This window comes from Allokutzneria albata (assembly GCF_900103775.1).
Lineage (GTDB): Bacteria > Actinomycetota > Actinomycetes > Mycobacteriales > Pseudonocardiaceae > Allokutzneria > Allokutzneria albata.
Genome location: NZ_LT629701.1, coordinates 2413198 through 2428692, shown reverse-complemented (window position 1 = coordinate 2428692; position 15495 = coordinate 2413198). Strand labels below are relative to the sequence as shown.

Annotated in this window: 16 protein-coding genes; 8 read left to right on the top strand and 8 right to left on the bottom strand. The window is 69.9% G+C overall.

Translation table 11 applies throughout. The features are described 5' to 3' along the window. Nucleotides 1–15: 15 nt before the first annotated feature. Nucleotides 16–2019, bottom strand: coding sequence for a glycoside hydrolase family 97 protein (locus tag BLT28_RS11085; RefSeq protein WP_052408295.1), 2004 nt, complete (start codon nucleotides 2017–2019; stop codon nucleotides 16–18). A 91-nt stretch (nucleotides 2020–2110) separates the two neighbouring features. On the opposite strand from BLT28_RS11085, the gene BLT28_RS11080 reads away from it, so the two are divergent. Beyond that, complete coding sequence (locus BLT28_RS11080; protein WP_052408294.1) at nucleotides 2111–3001, top strand: endonuclease/exonuclease/phosphatase family protein; 891 nt, start codon at nucleotides 2111–2113, stop codon at nucleotides 2999–3001. 1 nt (nucleotide 3002) lies between these two features. Here the strand turns inward: BLT28_RS11080 and BLT28_RS11075 are convergent, their stop codons facing one another. Then, a complete protein-coding gene (locus BLT28_RS11075; RefSeq protein WP_052408293.1) occupies nucleotides 3003–3893 on the bottom strand; it encodes an alpha/beta hydrolase in 891 nt (296 codons plus the stop codon). 318 nt (nucleotides 3894–4211) lie between these two features. Here BLT28_RS11075 and BLT28_RS11070 point away from each other — a divergent pair, with 318 nt between their 5' ends. Genes BLT28_RS11070 through BLT28_RS11060 form a run of 3 tightly spaced genes read left to right on the top strand, consistent with a single transcriptional unit; the run spans nucleotide 4212 to nucleotide 6161 of the window. After that, nucleotides 4212–5006, top strand: a complete 795-nt coding sequence (locus BLT28_RS11070; protein WP_030433884.1) for an alpha/beta hydrolase family protein — start codon at nucleotides 4212–4214, stop codon at nucleotides 5004–5006. A 48-nt stretch (nucleotides 5007–5054) separates the two neighbouring features. Then, nucleotides 5055–5591, top strand: coding sequence for a pyridoxamine 5'-phosphate oxidase family protein (locus BLT28_RS11065; RefSeq protein WP_030433883.1), 537 nt, complete (start codon nucleotides 5055–5057; stop codon nucleotides 5589–5591). Nucleotides 5592–5630: 39 nt separating this feature from the next. Further along, nucleotides 5631–6161 (top strand): putative immunity protein, encoded by a 531-nt coding sequence (locus BLT28_RS11060; RefSeq protein WP_030433882.1) that lies wholly within the window; start codon nucleotides 5631–5633, stop codon nucleotides 6159–6161. On the opposite strand, the gene BLT28_RS11055 is transcribed toward BLT28_RS11060, so the two are convergent. Then, nucleotides 6162–7568 (bottom strand): glutamine synthetase family protein, encoded by a 1407-nt coding sequence (locus BLT28_RS11055; protein ID WP_063766723.1) that lies wholly within the window; start codon nucleotides 7566–7568, stop codon nucleotides 6162–6164. It abuts the gene before it with no gap. A 191-nt stretch (nucleotides 7569–7759) separates the two neighbouring features. Between BLT28_RS11055 and BLT28_RS11050 the strand changes: the two genes are divergently transcribed. After that, nucleotides 7760–9094, top strand: a complete 1335-nt coding sequence (locus BLT28_RS11050) for an ArgE/DapE family deacylase (protein WP_030433880.1) — start codon at nucleotides 7760–7762, stop codon at nucleotides 9092–9094. 367 nt (nucleotides 9095–9461) lie between these two features. Further along, nucleotides 9462–10580 (top strand): HNH endonuclease signature motif containing protein, encoded by a 1119-nt coding sequence (locus BLT28_RS11045; protein WP_083383714.1) that lies wholly within the window; start codon nucleotides 9462–9464, stop codon nucleotides 10578–10580. 27 nt (nucleotides 10581–10607) lie between these two features. Here the strand turns inward: BLT28_RS11045 and BLT28_RS11040 are convergent, their stop codons facing one another. Both BLT28_RS11040 and BLT28_RS11035 read right to left on the bottom strand, forming a co-directional pair. Further along, nucleotides 10608–11747: an amidohydrolase family protein gene (locus tag BLT28_RS11040; RefSeq protein ID WP_231950743.1), complete on the bottom strand. Its 1140-nt coding sequence runs from the start codon at nucleotides 11745–11747 to the stop codon at nucleotides 10608–10610. Nucleotides 11748–11932: 185 nt separating this feature from the next. Beyond that, nucleotides 11933–12454, bottom strand: a complete 522-nt coding sequence (locus tag BLT28_RS11035; protein WP_030433903.1) for a hypothetical protein — start codon at nucleotides 12452–12454, stop codon at nucleotides 11933–11935. Nucleotides 12455–12504: 50 nt separating this feature from the next. Between BLT28_RS11035 and BLT28_RS11030 the strand changes: the two genes are divergently transcribed. After that, nucleotides 12505–13362, top strand: a complete 858-nt coding sequence (locus BLT28_RS11030; RefSeq protein ID WP_030433902.1) for an endonuclease/exonuclease/phosphatase family protein — start codon at nucleotides 12505–12507, stop codon at nucleotides 13360–13362. Between the two features lie 4 nt (nucleotides 13363–13366). Beyond that, on the top strand, nucleotides 13367–13696 hold the full coding sequence (locus tag BLT28_RS11025) for a helix-turn-helix domain-containing protein (protein ID WP_030433901.1): 330 nt from the start codon (nucleotides 13367–13369) through the stop codon (nucleotides 13694–13696). Nucleotides 13697–13703: 7 nt separating this feature from the next. On the opposite strand, the gene BLT28_RS11020 is transcribed toward BLT28_RS11025, so the two are convergent. The 3 genes from BLT28_RS11020 to BLT28_RS11010 all read right to left on the bottom strand — a co-directional run bounded on the left by BLT28_RS11020 (nucleotide 13704) and on the right by BLT28_RS11010 (nucleotide 15441). Beyond that, the gene (locus tag BLT28_RS11020; protein ID WP_030433900.1) at nucleotides 13704–14294 is read right to left on the bottom strand and encodes a ClpP family protease; all 591 of its coding nucleotides are present in this window, start codon (nucleotides 14292–14294) and stop codon (nucleotides 13704–13706) included. Further along, nucleotides 14291–14917 carry a ClpP family protease gene (locus BLT28_RS11015; RefSeq protein WP_030433899.1) on the bottom strand — a complete coding sequence of 209 codons (627 nt, stop codon included), beginning with the start codon at nucleotides 14915–14917 and terminating at the stop codon, nucleotides 14291–14293. Before BLT28_RS11015 ends, BLT28_RS11020 begins: the two co-directional genes overlap by 4 nt. Before the next feature lie 74 nt (nucleotides 14918–14991). Then, nucleotides 14992–15441 (bottom strand): MarR family winged helix-turn-helix transcriptional regulator, encoded by a 450-nt coding sequence (locus tag BLT28_RS11010; protein ID WP_030433898.1) that lies wholly within the window; start codon nucleotides 15439–15441, stop codon nucleotides 14992–14994. Nucleotides 15442–15495: the final 54 nt, after the last annotated feature.

Sequence of the window (15495 nt, the reverse complement as noted above, 5' to 3'; positions counted from 1 at the left end):
CGCGATGGGTGCCGATCAGGAGCGCATCGGCCGGAACCGGATCGCGGTGCCGCCACCGGCGACCAGGCGCAGACTGAGCACAGTGGACGATCGCACCGTCCTGGTCTCGACCTCGATGGGCAGCGGGTTGTGGTGCCAGCTCGTCTCCGCGGCATCGCGGTAGATCTCGGCGGTGTACCGCCCCGATCCGAGGAACCGCAGGGGCACCCGCAGCGTCCGGTCCTGCTCGTCGGTGATCGCGCCGAGGTACCACGTGTCGTCCTTCCTGCGGGCGACGACCGTGTAGTCGCCGATCACGCAGTCGAGGAAGCGGCTCTCGTCCCAGCTGGCGGGCATGTCCTCGAGGTAGGCGAATCCCGGGTGGGAACGGTAGTTCTCCGGAGTGTCGGCCAGCATCTGCAGCGGGCTGAAGAACACCGGGTACAGCGCGAGCTGCGCGGCCGACGTCGTCTGAACCCGGGTACCGAGCCGGGCCGGGTCCCACGTCACGTCGAGCACGCCGGGGGTGTAGTCGGCGGGGCCCCCGATGAACCTGGTGAACGGGAGGATCGTGGCCTGCTCCGGCGGGTTGCCGAGCGGTCCCATGTAGTGCTGCTGCTCCATTCCGGCCACGCCCTCGCCGGTCATCATGTTCGGGTAGGTGCGGGCCAGCCCGGTCGGCTTGATCGCCTCGTGCGCGATGATCATGATGCGGTTGCGTGCGGCGGCGTCGACGACGCGCTGGTAGTGCCGCACGGCCTCCTGGTCGAAGTGGCTGCGGTTCACCCCGCCGAGCACGAACCTGGTGGCGTATCCGGTCTTGACCGCGTGGATGCCGAGCTCGGCGTACCGCGCGAAGATCGTGTCCAGGTTCCGTTCGTAGTGGTCGACGAAACCGCGCGTCTCGTTGTGCGCGGTGAACCCGATACCGTTGGCCCGCGCGTAGCGCAGCACCTCCGGCAGGTCGAAATCCGGTTGCGGCGTAAGGAAGTCCTGGCCGGACCACTGACCGCCCGCGTTGGTGTTCCAGCCCTCGGCGAGCACCTGGCCCGCGCCCGCTTCCTTGGCGAAGTCGATGTACTGCTTGACGCGCTCGGTGGTCGCGCCGTGCCGGGGCCCCGCGGTCCACGTCGTGTGCCGGCGCTGCAGTTCCCACCACACGCCGACGTACGTGCCGGGTGTGATCCACGAGGTGTCGGCGAGCGCGCACGGGTCGTTCAGGTTCTCGACGAGGTGCGACTCCGCCAGATCACCGGGCCGGTCGCCGATCGTCAGCGTGCGCCACGGCGTCGAGAACTCGCCCGCCAGCTTGGCTTTCGTGCCGTCGGGAAGACTGATCAGCTCGCTGGTGAAGGTGCCCGGCCGAGCGGGGTCCGCGGCCAGCGTCATGCTCGGGTAGTCGATCAGCGCCGCCTCGTGCACCACGATGTGCTGACCGTCCTGGGTGGCCAGCGTGAACGGGGTCTGCGCGGTGCGCACGCCGGACAAGCGGGTCTGCCGGTAGTGCCGTTCGTCGGCGTTCCAGTCGGTGCCCGCCGCCAAGGACCAGCTCGTGGCGTCCGGCGGCAGAGCGAACTCGGTGCGCTCGGCGGTGACGGTGTAGCTGCCGAGCCCGGCCTGCGCGGGCAGGTGGTAGCGGAAACCGACGCCGTCGTCGAACACGCGGACGACCACGTCCAGCCGCAATCCGCTCGACGACTGCACGGTTCGCAGCACACACTCCTCCGCGTGGTTGCGGATGACCGCGTCGGAGCCCCACACCGGGCGCCAGGACTCGTCGATCGTCCTGCGCTCAACGGATTCCACGACCAGACCGCTGGTCAACGACGGCCGGCCGGCCAGGTCGAGCCCGAGCCCGGAGGAGCCCACCAGGACGCGGCCACGGCGCACGACCTCATACCGCAGGCGTCCGTTCGCCACGACGACGGCCACCCGCAGCAGGCCGTTCGGCGAGCGCACCGTGATCCGGCCCGACGCGCCGGTGACGGTGGTGGCGAGCACGGCACCCAGGATCATGCGGCGGTTCGGTTTGCCGACCACTCCACCCTCCATCAACGGTCTTGGATGGACCCGGGCCATCCTGTCGCCGATCATGGCGACGCGGCAAGAGCCGAGCTGAGCGGAGGAACCCATGTCCCGTGGAGTGCTGAAGCGGTTGGCGCTGGTCTGCGCGGCGCTGATCGGTCTGAGTCCGGTCGCGCACGCGGCGGGCGAGCGCCCGGTGATCGGCCCGGCGCGCGGCGACGCGCTGCACGTCATGTCGTTCAACCTGCGCTACGCCTCGACCACTGAACCGAACTCGTGGGCGGCCCGCCGCCCGGTCATGGCGCAGCTGCTGCGCCGCGAGCAGCCGACCGTGCTCGGCACGCAGGAAGGGCTGTACGGGCAGCTGAAGGACATCCAGCGCGACCTGCCGGAACACTACGACTGGATCGGCGTCGGCCGGGCCGGTGGCAGCCGCGACGAGTTCATGGCGATCTTCTACGACACCCGGCGGCTGGAGCCGATGGAGTTCGACCACTACTGGCTTTCCGCGACGCCGTCCGTGATCGGCTCGAAGTCCTGGGGCAACAACGTGATCCGCATGGTCACGTGGGTCCGGTTCGGCGACAAGCGCACCGGAACCGAGTTCGTGGTGGTCAACACCCACTTCGACCACGAGTCGGAGAACTCGCGGCAGCGCAGCGCGGAACTCGTGCGCGACCGGATCAACGCGCTCGCCCCGGGGCTTCCCGTGGTGCTCACGGGCGACTTCAACACCGCCGCCCCGGGCACTCCGGCCTACGACATCCTGATGAACGGCGCTGGTATGACCGACACCTGGCCCGCCGCGGCGGAACGACGCACCCCGTTGCACGGCACCTTCCACGGCTATCGCCCACTGGTGCCGAACGGTTCCCGGATCGACTGGATCCTCACCCGGGGTGCCAAGGCCGTTCCGGCCGCGGCGATCAACACCTACTCGCGCGGTGGCCAGTTCCCCTCCGACCACCTCCCGGTCCAGGCGTTGGTGCACATGTGAATCACCGCTCGACCGGGCTGCCGTAGGTCGCGGGACACGTCGTGCCGCGCGCCGGGACGGCTTTGTCGACGAAGTACCGGTCGACCAGGTTCTGCATGTAGTCGCTGCGCCGGTAGGCGCCGTGGCCGGCGCCTTCGTAGGTCACCAGCACCCCGCTGCGCAGCTGGGAGGCCACGCTGACCGCGGACTCGTGCGGGGGCGACGGGTCGTGCCTGGAGTTGGTGACCAGGATCGGCGGGGCGTCCGGCGCGTGCGTGCGGTGGTTGGGGTTGGTGGTCTTGCCAGGCCAGTCCAGGCACAGCATCGTCTGGCCGTAGGAGCCCCTGCCCACGTCCGGCGCGGCCGCCGCAGCCCGCTTGCGCACCGCGGTCAGCTGCTCGGAGGATTTGATGCTGTAGTGGTTGTCGGCGCAGGAGATCGCGATCGCCAGCGGCGCGGTCGCGGGCGGGGGCGAGTCGGTGGGAGCGGCGGCGCTTGCCGGTTTGCCGAGGCCCGTGAAGCTGGCGATCCGTTGCGCGGTCACGTTCCTGCGCGGGATCGACAGGGGAGTGATGACGCTGTGGGTCAGCCGGTCGGGCTCGACCTTGGTGGTGGTGCCGGGCTCGACGGGGGTTCCCTTCTCCGCCTTGGCCCGCAGGTCGGCGAAGAGGGCCCGGACGTCGCGGCCGTGCAGCGCGCACTCGGCTTCGCGGGCGCACCACGCGACGAACTCGTCGAAGGAGTCCTGCGCCCCGCGAGCCGTGACGAGCATGTCCTCTTCGGTGGTCGTGCTGTGGTCGACGTTGGCGTCCAGGACCATGGTGCGGACGCGCTTCGGGAACAGCTCCGCGTACATCTGGCCGAGCACCGTTCCGTAGGACAGGCTTCTCGGCACGATGGTCAGAAGTCGCACGGGTCAGTACTTCACCCGCGCGCCGACGATCGCCACCTCCGGCGGGCGGCTGCTGATGGTCGGCCAACAGCCGCGAGAGAGCAACGGCTCCGTCTCCGGCGGCCGTTCCGTCGCCGCCCAACAACTACTGCCCCAACTACAGCTCGACCTTGCTGCCGTCCGTGGATGGCCGGAGCCTGCTCGAAATCGCGACGGACTACGACCGCAACGTCTGCAAGCCCTGCTACGCCACCGGGCCCCTGTGAGGCAGTGCCGAGCTGGTGTCCGCTGGTGGCGTAACCACCGCCGGTCGCGCCGTCGTCGTCCTAGCGTTGCCGCATGAGCTCAGTGATCACAGGCATGGCCGCGGGCGTGCCGTTCACCGCCCTGCCACCGGCCGCGGGTGGCCGCGCGCCGCTGATCGTCACCTGGCACATGCTGGACGCGCCGAGATCGGACGCCGCGTTCGCCGCCGCGCTGCCCCTGCACGAGGTGCCCGCGTGGCGGGTGCACCTCGGCATGCCGATGTGCGGGGCGCGCATGGTCAACGGGAGCATGGACGCCGGCCTGGAGCTGATCCGCGAGGACGTCCTGATGTCGTTCCTGCACGCGTTCGTCAAGCAGGCGTTCGAGGAGTTCCCGGCCGCGCTCGCGTCGGTCCGGGAACAGCTCCCCGTCGACGACGGCCCCATCGGAGTGCTCGGCGGCTCCTTGGGCGGAGCTGTCGCGCTGCGCGTCCTCGCCGAGACCGATGTGCCGATCTTCGCGGGCGCCGTCGTGAACGGCGCGATCCGGATGCGGTCGGTCGTCGACCTGTTCCCCGGCGACTACCCCTACGACGCCGAATCCACGAAGGCCGTCGACAGCCTTGACTTCGTCGCCAAGGCCGACGCGATCGCCGACCACGCTCCGCTGCTGGTGGTCAGCGGCGAGCTGGACCACCCGGCGCTGCGCGCCGACGCACACAGCCTCGTCGCCGCGGTGGGGGAGCGGGCCGAACTGCTGTCCGTCCCCGGGCTGGCGCACCCGCTCGCCGACGAGCCCGGCATCGAGCCCGCGCCGCAGCTGCCGCACGCCCGCGCCGTCGACGCCGGGCTGTCCGCGTGGTTCCGGCGTCACCTCACCGGGGGGTGAGCCAAACGATGACAGGAGGTGTCAGGGTTGCGGGTGCAGCATGGGCGCATGCGTGAAACGCCTGAAGAACTCAAGGAACTGCAAGCCCTCCTTGACGCCTCCCTCGCCAGCTCCAGCTCGCACCTCCGCTCGATCATCACCACCGAGAGCACGCTGACCGCGGAGCGGCTCACCGGAGTCCTCACCGGCATGTGCACGCTCGCGCTGTCCACTGTGACCGCGAAGGGCGAGCCGCGGATCAGCGGCGCCGACGGGCACTTCCTGCACGGCAAGTGGCACTTCGGCACCGCGCGCAAGGCGGCGAAGGCCCGCCACCTGAGCGCGCGGCCCGCCGCCAGCGTCGCGCACATGCGCGGGGAACAGCTCGGCGTGTTCACGCACGGCGAGGTGGAGGTCCTCAACCCCGAGGACGGCGAGGCGGCCGAGGACTGGCCGGAGCTGCTGGCGTACCTCAAGGACTTCTACGGCGATGACGGCTTCGACTGGGAAAGGGACGTCGTCTACTACCAGCTGCACCCGAGGTGGATGACGGTGTACGCGAACGGCTTTGAAGGTTCTGAGCCGCGGTCCTGTGACATTCGCTGAAAAGTGCCAACCGGCTTTTTAACGATACTGTTCATGCACATGACTGCGATCGAACTCAGCGTCGAAGAGCTCCGCGAGGTCACGCGCTACTCCGTGGCCTGCGCGGAGCCCGCCATGGCGATCTTCGAACGCGTGCGCCCTGATGATCAGCGGCCCAGGTCCGCGATCGACGCGGCGCGGGCGTTCGCTGAGGGAGCCAAGCGCAGCAAGGCGATCCGTGACGGCGCGTGGGCGGCGCAGCGCGCCTACCAGGAGACACGGGACGCCGGGCAGGACGCGGCCGGCGATGCCGCACGCGCGGCCGTTGCCGCCGCCGGCGCGGCGTACCTGCATCCGCTGGCCAAAGCCACTCAGGTCCTGCACATCCTCGGTGCGGCCGGCCACGCGGCGCGCGCGTTCGAACTCGACGCCGGTGACGATCACACTGTCGGAGCCGCCTATATCGAGAAAGCGCTCGCGCTGGCCAGCCCGGTCGTGGTGCGCGTCCTCCTGCGCTACCCCGACGCTCCGAGCGGACGCGGTCGCGTCGGGGACCTGGTGCGGAGCCTCGACGCGTCGCTGCGGCGGTGATCAGTACCGCAGCCGGTAATCGGAGATGACCTCGGCGACGTCGCATTTGCCGTAGGTGGCCCATTCCTGGCGGCGCACGGTCACGAACGCGTGGTGCAGTTGCGGCCCGAGCGCCTTCATCGCCACCTCGCTGCGGGCCAGCAGGTCCACCGCCTCGCCCAGGGTGGACGGCAGGCGCGCGATGCGGGCCTTCGTGCGCTCGGACTTGGTCATCGAGTGCGGGTCGCGCTGCACCGGCGCGGGGAGCGCGGCGTCCCGGTCGATGCCGTCGAACGCGGCCGTGAGCAGAACGCTCAGCGCCAGGTAGGGATTGGTCGCACCATCGATTGTCTTGATCTCGACGTTGGCCGAGGAGGCCCGGGACGAGACGGTTCCCGGTACCAGGCGCAGCGCCGCCTCGCGGTTCTCCACGCCCCAGCAGGCGTAGGCGCCCGCCCACTTCTGCGGCTGGAGGCGGGCGTAGCTCAGCACGCTCGGTGCGAGGACCGCCAGCACGCCCGGCAGGGCGTCGAGCATCCCGGCGGCCATGGCGGCGCCGTCGACGGACATCCCGCCACCGGCCTCGTCGCCGCCTTGCATCAGGTTGACCCCGTCGCGCCACGCGCTGAGGTGGAGGTGGCAGCCGTTGCCGAGGGTGCCGGGGTGCACGCTCGGCGCGAAGCTGACGTCGAGGCCGTGCGCCCGCGCGACCTTCCGCGCGACGACCCGGCTCAGCACCAGCTGGTCCGCCGCGGCCAGCGGATCGCGCGCGGTGCAGGAGAACTCGACCTGGCCCGGCGCGTACTCCGGGTGCAGCTGCTCGACCTCGATGCCGTGGGCGGCGAGCGCGTCCATCAGGTCGAGGGCGAACGGTTCGATCTCCAGCAGCGCGGAGGCGCTGTAGCCCGGCCCGGAGTGCGCGGGGCGCCCGTCGCGGTCCAGCAACGACATCTCGACCTCGAACGCCGCCTTGAACTCGATGCCGCGCGCCCGGCCGCGCTCCACCGCTTCGCGCAGCACCGAACGCTGGCAGCAGGGGGAGACCTCCAGGTCCTGGGTGTACTGGTCGGCCGGGACCCACGCGAGCGGCGAACCGCCGGTGACCGCGTCCAGCGCGTCGAGGTCCGGGAACAACCGCAGATCACCGGCGGGCGTGTCGAACGGGGCGGCCAGGGCGAAGCTGTCGTCGGTGCCCGCGACCGCCCACACGACCGAGAACCCGACCCCGCTGCGCAGCACGCTCGCCAGCCTGCGCACCGGGACGACCTTCACCCGGGTGACACCGCCGTTGTCGACCACGGTCATCGCGATCGCGCGGACGCCGAGGGTGTGGAGCCGGTCGGCGATCCCGGCGTTCGCCTCGGGATCGGCCTGGCTCGCCCGGCGGATGTCCACCGTGGTCCCCGCCGAGCCGTTCGTGATCTGCATGATCAAATTCTCCATGTGCCGGACGGGTTGTCAATCGTGAAGAACATTCTCCCCGAATGCCGGGAATTGTCCGGTGAATGCCACTTCCGTCCCCCAATTGCGCATCCGCGCCATTCGAACCGGCGGCCGGTGATCATCGGCGGGGCACCCGGTGGGATCATCTACGCCCCCCACGCCGAGGAGTCGCGTACATGACCGCTGCGCCGCCCACCGACGAAGTCCGCGCGAGGATCCTGGCCGCCGTCGACGGCCTCCGCGACGAGATGGTCACCTCGTTGCAGAGCCTCGTCCGGATTCCCTCGGTCAACCCGAAGTACCCCGGAGTGGAGTACGAGGAGCACGTCGGCAGGGAGGGCGAGGGCAGCGCGGTGCTCGCCGAGCTGTACGAGCGCGCGGGCGCCGCGGTCGACGTGTTCGCCGTCGAGCCGGGCCGGGAGAACGCGGTCGGGCGCCTCGGTGGTGGCACCGGCCGGTCGCTGATCTTCAACGGGCACGTCGACGTCGTCCCGGGCGGCGACCCGGCCGACTGGCACGTGGCGCCGCCCTTCTCCGGGGAGGTCGTCGGCAACCGGATGTACGGCCGGGGCACCACCGACCAGAAGGCGGGCCTGATCGGCCAGGCCTACGCCGCCATCGCGCTGCGCCGCGCGGGCGTCCAGCTCTCCGGGGACCTGCTGCTGCAGTGCGCGGTCGGCGAGGAGACCGTGGACTACACCTGTGGCACCGGTGCGATCGTGGAGCGCGGCTACACCGCGGACGCCGCCGTGGTCTCCGAGCCGAGCGCCCCGCCGACGCCGGTGTCCCTGGCCGTCGTGAGCCCCGGGCTGCTGTGGTTCTCGGTCACCGTCGAGGGCATCAAGGTCCACTGCTCGATGCGCGGCGAGACGATCCACCCGCACCGGGCGGGCGACGCGCTCGGGGTGAACGCCATCGACAAGATCTTCACCGTCTACCAGGCCCTGCGCGGACTTGAGCAGGAGTGGGTGCAGACCCAGCGGCACGAGCTGTTCTTCGACGGGCACTTCGCGCTGCTGCCCGGCGTGATCCGCGGCGCGCCCGGCGACCTGGCGGTGCCCTTCGCGCTCTCGGACTCCGCCACCATCGAGTACACCGTCATGTACCACCCGCAGCGCGACGGCGAGGACGTGCGCGCGGAGATCCAGGGCGTCATCGACCGCGCCGCGGACTCGGACCCGTGGCTGCGCAAGCACCGGCCGGTCTGCGAGTGGAAGCTGCAGTGGGACCCGTACTCGATCGAGCCCGACGCGGACATCAACCAGGCGCTCGCGGCGGCCTACCGACGTGCGGCGGTCGGCACCGGTTTCGCGCCCGAGCCGACCTTCACCGGCTTCTACGGCGGGTGCGACGCCACCGTGCTGAAGAAGCTCGGCATCCCGTCCGTCGTGCTCGGCCCGGGGGACCTGCGCGTCGCCCACGCCAACGACGAGTACGTCGACCTGGGCGAGATGTGGCTTGCCGCCCGGACCTACGCGTTGCTCGCCGCGGACTGGTGCGGGGTCGTTTAGGTCATCCGGTGTGGGGTGGCTGGTTCCGGCGGGGTTGGCTGGTTGCGGCGGGGGGTTGGCTGGTTCCGGCGAGGTTGGCTGGTTCCGGCGGGGTGTGGCTGGCTGCAGCGGGGGTTGGCTGGTTCCGGCGTGGGGTCGGCTTGACCTGGGGCCCCTTGCGCGTGCCGAGGGCCTGCCGGGCGGGCACGGTCAGGAACCGGCCCTCGCCGACGAGCGTATGGCACGCGCACCCCAGGTAAAGCCGACCGTTCCAGCCTTACCTCGCGCCAGCTGGAACTGGCTTTCGTTTGCTGAAACCGTTGGGGTGTAAGGGAAAGTTCACTCTGTAGAGCCATGATCCACTATTTGCAGACGCTAAAATGGGAGTATGGCCCCTGCCGATATCGAAGACGAACTCGTCGCCGCCTACGCCGCGATCGGGCGTGCGGTGGCGGACTTCGCCTTAACCCTGATGAAGCTCTATGAGGACCTGGATCCGCAAGTGCAGCAGTACGCCGGGGATGTCCTGATGCCGCTGCTGCGTGTCTCTCAGGTCAAGGGCAACAAGCTGATCGATCGGGCGATGTCGCTGGTGGAGCACCCGGTGGTGTTGGAGGCGTTGTCGGAGGGGCGGATTGATGAGGGTAAGGCGTTGATGATCATCGATCAGGTCAGTGTCCTGGACGCGGCCAACCAGGCGATTGCTGAACCGGTGCTGATTGCGCATGCGGCCACGCATAACTACACCGCGTCTCAACGGTATGCCCGGCGGTATGTCCTCAAGCTTGACGCTGAAGCGGCGTTGCGGCGTCATGAGGAGAAGCGGAAGCAGCGGTTGGTGGAGAAGTTCAACCTCGACGACGGCATGTGCTCCCTGCGCGTCGTGCTGCCCGCCCTCGACGCGGCCTTGGCCTTCGATCGGATCGACCGGATCGCGCGGGCGTTGCCGAAGGATGACCGAACCCTCGACCAGAAACGATCCGATGTGGCCGCGGATCTGTTGATGGGCAAGGAAACACCCGCCCCGCAGGGTGAGGTGTGCGTGAACCTCACGATGCCGATCACCAACATCCTCGGCTTGACCAAAGACCCGGTCATGCTCGCCGGATACGGACCGCTCCCCGCCCCCATTGTGGCCGATGTCGCCGCGAACGGGATCTGGAAGCGCATCCTCACCGACCCCGTGACCGGCATGGCCGAGCACATCACCACCTACCGACCCACCCCGGCACAACGCGAGCTGATCAACGCCCGGTATCCCACGTGCACGATGGTCGGCTGCAACCAACCGGCGCACCGCTGCGACCTGGATCATTGTTGCCCGTTCGACGGGACCAACACCACGGTGCAGAACCTGCGGCCCAAGTGCCGTCACCATCACCGGATGAAGACCCACTCCAACTGGTCCTGCGAGAACCGCCCCGATGGGACGCATGCGTGGACCACGCCGAGTGGCAGGGTGATCGAGACCGAACTCGAACCCATCGCCGAACCCGCGCCCTTCTAGGGGCTGCGGAAGGGGAACCCGGCAGACTCACACAGCTTGATCGTCCTCCGGCGGCGATGACTTGCCGAGCCCGTACACGCGGCGGGCGTTCTCCGACATCAGCAGCTCCAAGTACCGTCGCGCGTCGGTCTCGCCGATCGCGTCGACCGTCAGCCAGTCGCCGAAGACGCGGGCCAGTGCGAGACGGTGCTGGCGGGCCCCGAGCACGTACAGCTCGGGCAGCCCGAACGCGTCGGTGGAGAACAGGACCTTGGTGAACGGGGCGATCTCCAGCGACTGCCGCACGATCGCCGTCGCCGACGCGCCCGCGAAGCCCGCCGCCAGCCCGGTGTCGAGGTAGACGTGCGGGTAGACGTGGGCGAGGTAGCCCGCCTCGCGCACGAACGGGTAGTTGTGCAGCAACATGATCGGTGTGCCGCTGCCCGCCGTCGCCCGCAGGAAGCCGGTCATCCGGGTGGGATCGCAGCGGTGCAGGTCGATGTCGGAATCGCCGAAACCCACGTGGAACTGGATGGGGCGCCCGGCGTCGACCGCCGCCCACAGCACCGCCCGCAGCACCACCGGATCGGTCAGCCGCGCTTCGCCGGACCGCAGCCACCCGCCGACCGCCGAGCGGACCTCGGCCTCGCTCGGGCGTTCCGGGACGAAGTCGAGCCCGTACCGGTACGCCATGATCGACTTCACGCCCACGGCGGTGCGCAGCGCGGACTCCAGTTCGCTGCGGAAGGTCTCGGCGAACCCGCTCGCGTCGACGCCGGAGCGGGCCAGCCGCTCGGCCAGCGATTCCAGCCGGACGATCTCGAACGCCTCCGCACCGGTGAACCCGGCCAGCTGGCCGGGCGTGGTGATCTCGTCGCCGCCGTACCCGGTGTCGACGAGATAGGTGGAGATGTTCGCCGCGGCCAGCAGGCGCCGCGTCACCTCCTGCGGACCGAGTTCGGCGCGCGCCCGGAGACAGCTCTCGCCGTCGACGTGGCGCGGCAGGCCCAGCAGCGGCGCGCACTCCGCCCGGATCGCCACGCCCACCGGCGTGTCGAACGCGTCGGCGGGTTGTGGGAGGTCCGACTCGGTGGCCAGGCTCCGGAAGCTCTCGGCGTCGACGGCGTCCTTGACGACTCCGTGACAGTGGTGGTCCACGGCGGGCAGTCCGGCGAGAAGGTCGATCAAGGTGCTTGTCCTCAGGTCGGCGATGATGGCGGTGTGACAGTTCGTCGCTCGCAGCGATCACCCCGGTGATGGCTGTCGGCGTCGCGGTGTGGACCGTCCTACCGGGACCGCGGGGGCGGCAAATCCGCCTTTCGGCTACTGGCACAGCGATTCCGGTCCCGGCGGACGTGCCGTCACACCGGTGGCTACGAGGCGAGCATGTCGAAGTGGAAGCCCGCGACGAACAGGACCAGGGCCGTCACCTGCACGGTCCTGGCCAGGGCGTCGCGTTCGAAGATGAGGACCAGGCCCCGGCGCACACCTTCCAGGAGCGCGGGAGCCAGGAGCACCAACGAGATCACCAGGACGAACACCGCGATCGCCGAGGTGACCCCGAACGAGTAGACCGCGATCTCGAAGCCCAGGAACGACACCTTCCCCGGGAAGAACGTCGCCCACAGCAGGAACACCGCCGCGACAGCACCCAGGAGCGCGGGCCCCAGGGAGCTGCGCGGCAGGTTGTTCCTGCGCACGTACCGCGTGGAGAACTGGCGCAGGCGCTCGGGGCCGATGATGTCGAGGATCAAGGCCATTCCGGCGAAGAACGCGGCGAGCTTGCCCACGCGGCCCCACCACAGCACGTGCAGACGCCACAACCGGGCGTCCCGCAGTGCGGTGTCTCCGTTGAACCAGCGCTCCCAGGCTTCGAAGTACCCGATGCTGTTCACCGCTGCTCCATGCGCCGAGTATTTCAGCTGTGCGTGGGCACATTCCACACATGCGCGTCATCACCCAGAACCTGCTGGGGCACCACCAGGACTGGCCACGCCGGCGCCCGGTGCTCATCGACGGTCTGCGTGCGCTGCGGCCGGATGTGCTGCTGTTGCAGGAGGCCGTGGTCACCGACGACCACGACATGGTCGTCGACCTGCTCGGCGATGAGTTCCACGTCGTGCACCACCGGCTGCGCGAGCCCGATGGCTCGGGCATCTCGCTGGCGAGCCGATGGCCGATCGGCCAGGTGCGGGAACTCGACCTGCAGGTGGGTCCGCGGACCGCGGACTTCGCGGCTTCCGCGCAGATCGCGGACATCCACTGGCCGCACAGCGCCGTACCGCTGTTGCTGGTCAACCACAAGCCGTCCTACAAGACCAACCTGGAGCACGAGCGGCAACGCCAGGCCGTCATGACCGCCGCCGCCGTCGAGGAGATCGTCGAGCGCACGGGCCGGCACGTGGTGCTCGGCGGTGACTTCGACGCCGAACCCGAAGCGGCGAGCGTTCGGTTCTGGCGTGGCCTGCAGTCCTGTGAAGGCACCAGCGTGGCCTATCGCGACGTGTGGGAACTGACCAACGGCGCCCTGCCGGACCCCACCTTCGCTCCGTCGGTCGTGCCGTTGATCACTCCCCAGCGGCAGACCGATCTGGACCGGCGGATCGACTACCTGCTGATCCGCTGCGGTGACGGTGGTGGTCCGACCCTCCGCGCGACCCGGTGCGAACGCACCTTCACCAGTCCGGTCGGCGACGTGTGGGCGAGTGACCACTTCGGACTGGTCGCCGATCTCGAAGTGCCCGGGGATGTTCCGCTACGAGCGGAATCGGGGTCCGACGACGCCGGACCGGCACGAGAATGAGCGCATGGCCGACGTCCTTCCCCTCACCCAGAAGCACGCCCCGGAGCCGCTGTGGCGCGAAGCGCTGGGCCGGAGCCTGCGAAGGGAGCGGGAGCACCAGGGCGGCCGGCTCGTCGACATCGCGGAGCGGGCGGGCATCTCCCCGCAGTACCTGTCGGAGATCGAGCGCGGGCGCAAGGAGCCCTCCAGCGAGATGATCGCCGCGGTCACCGGCGCGCTCGGGATCGGGCTGGACGACCTGCTCGTCGGCATCGCGACCGAGGTCCGCCAGCGCCGCCGCACGCGTCCCGCGGCCGGAAGCCGTCCAACGGGACTCGTGCTCATGGCGGCGTGAGCGCGGTTCAGGGCCGCTGGCCGATGACCTGGTCGGCAAGCCCGTACTCGACGGCGCTGGCGGCGTCGAACACGCGGTCCCGATCGGTGTCGTGCCGGAGGTCCGCGACGTCTCGACCCGTGTGCGTCGAAAGGATCTCCTCCAACTGCGTGCGCACCCGCACCACCTCGTCGGCCTGGAGGATGAGGTCCGGAATGGTGCCCCGACCCTGCGCGGCGGGCTGGTGCAGGACGACCCGCGCGTGCGGCAGCACAGCGCGGCGCCCGGCCTCGCCCGCGGCCAGCAGCACCGCGCCCGCCGCGACAGCCTGGCCGACGCACGTCGTGGCCACCGGCGCCTTGATGTAGCGCATGGTGTCGTACAGCGCGAGCATCGCGGACGGGTCCCCGCCCTCGCAGTTGATGTAGAGGTTGATCTCCTGGTCGGGGTTGTCCGACTCCAGGTGCAGCAGCTGGGCGATCAACGCGTTCGCCACTCCGGAGTCGATCGCGGTGCCGAGGTAGACGATCCGCCCCGCCAGCAGGTGCGAGTAGACGTCCATGATCCGCTCGACGCCCGCGGCGCGCGTGATCACGTTGGGGATGGTGTAGGTGCTCATGCGTGGGCTCCTGCCTGCGAGGTGAGGCCCAGCTGGTGCGTGCGCACGGGCACGACCTGGGCGAGGTCGTTCACGATGTGGTCGATGAAGCCGTACTCCAGCGCCTGCGCGGTGGTGAACCAGCGGTCGTGCAGCGAGTCGGTGAAGATCCGCTCGACGGGCTGGCCGGTGTCCTGCGCGATGAGCCCGAGCACGGTGTCCCTGGTGTACCGCAGGTCGTCGGCCTGCACCTCCACCTCGACCGCCGATCCGCCGATCCCCGCCGAGCCCTGGTGCATCAGGATGCGGGCGTGCGGCAGCGCGAAGCGTTTGCCCGGCGTGCCCGCGGACAGCAGGAACTGCCCGGCGCTGCACGCCAGCCCGATCGCGAGCGTGGCCACCTCGCACGGGACGAGCCGCATCACGTCGCGGATGGCCAGCATCGCCGGGACCGAGCCGCCCGGCGAGTGGATCCACAACGCGATGTCCTTCTTGGGGTCCTCGCTCGCGAGGGACAGCATCTGCGTGGCGAGCACCAGACCGTTGTCGTCGTCGAGCGGGCCGTCGAGGATCAGCACGCGCTGGCTGAAGAACCGTTCCCGGAGCCGATGGTCGAACAGCGGCTGCTTCTCGTTGTTCGTCATGCCCCGACGATGCCGTCGCCACGAGCCCGCGCGCCGCTTTCGCTGCTGTGAGCAGATCAGCCGTGGGCAGACCGTCAGTCGGGCAGGTCGGCGATCCGGTCCGACAGCCGGCGCAGCACGTCGAGCTCTTCGGCGCTGACGTGGTCGAGGAAGCGCGAGCGCACGGAGACGACGTGGTGCGGGGCGGCTTCCTCCAGCACGCCGAAGCCCTCGTCGGTGAGCCGCAGGATGCAGCCGCGCGCGTCCTCGGGATCGGGGTCCTTCTCGATGAGCCCCCGGCCCTGCATGCGTGTCGCGTGGTGCGACAGGCGGCTGCGCGACCACTGCATCTTCGCGGCGAGGTCCTTGAGCGCCCAGCGGCGATCAGGCTTCTCCGACAACGTGCTCAGCACTTCGTAGTCCGCGGGGGACAGGCCCGAGTCAGCGGCCAGGTCCCTGCCGATCCGCGCGGGCAGCGCGGTCAGCAGCCGGCGGAACGCGCGCCACGCTCGGTCCTCGTCTTCGCTCAGCCACGGGGTGTCCACCGCCCCAGCCTACAGTCGTTGACACGTCACAGACCACCCGTGTAGCTTCGATGA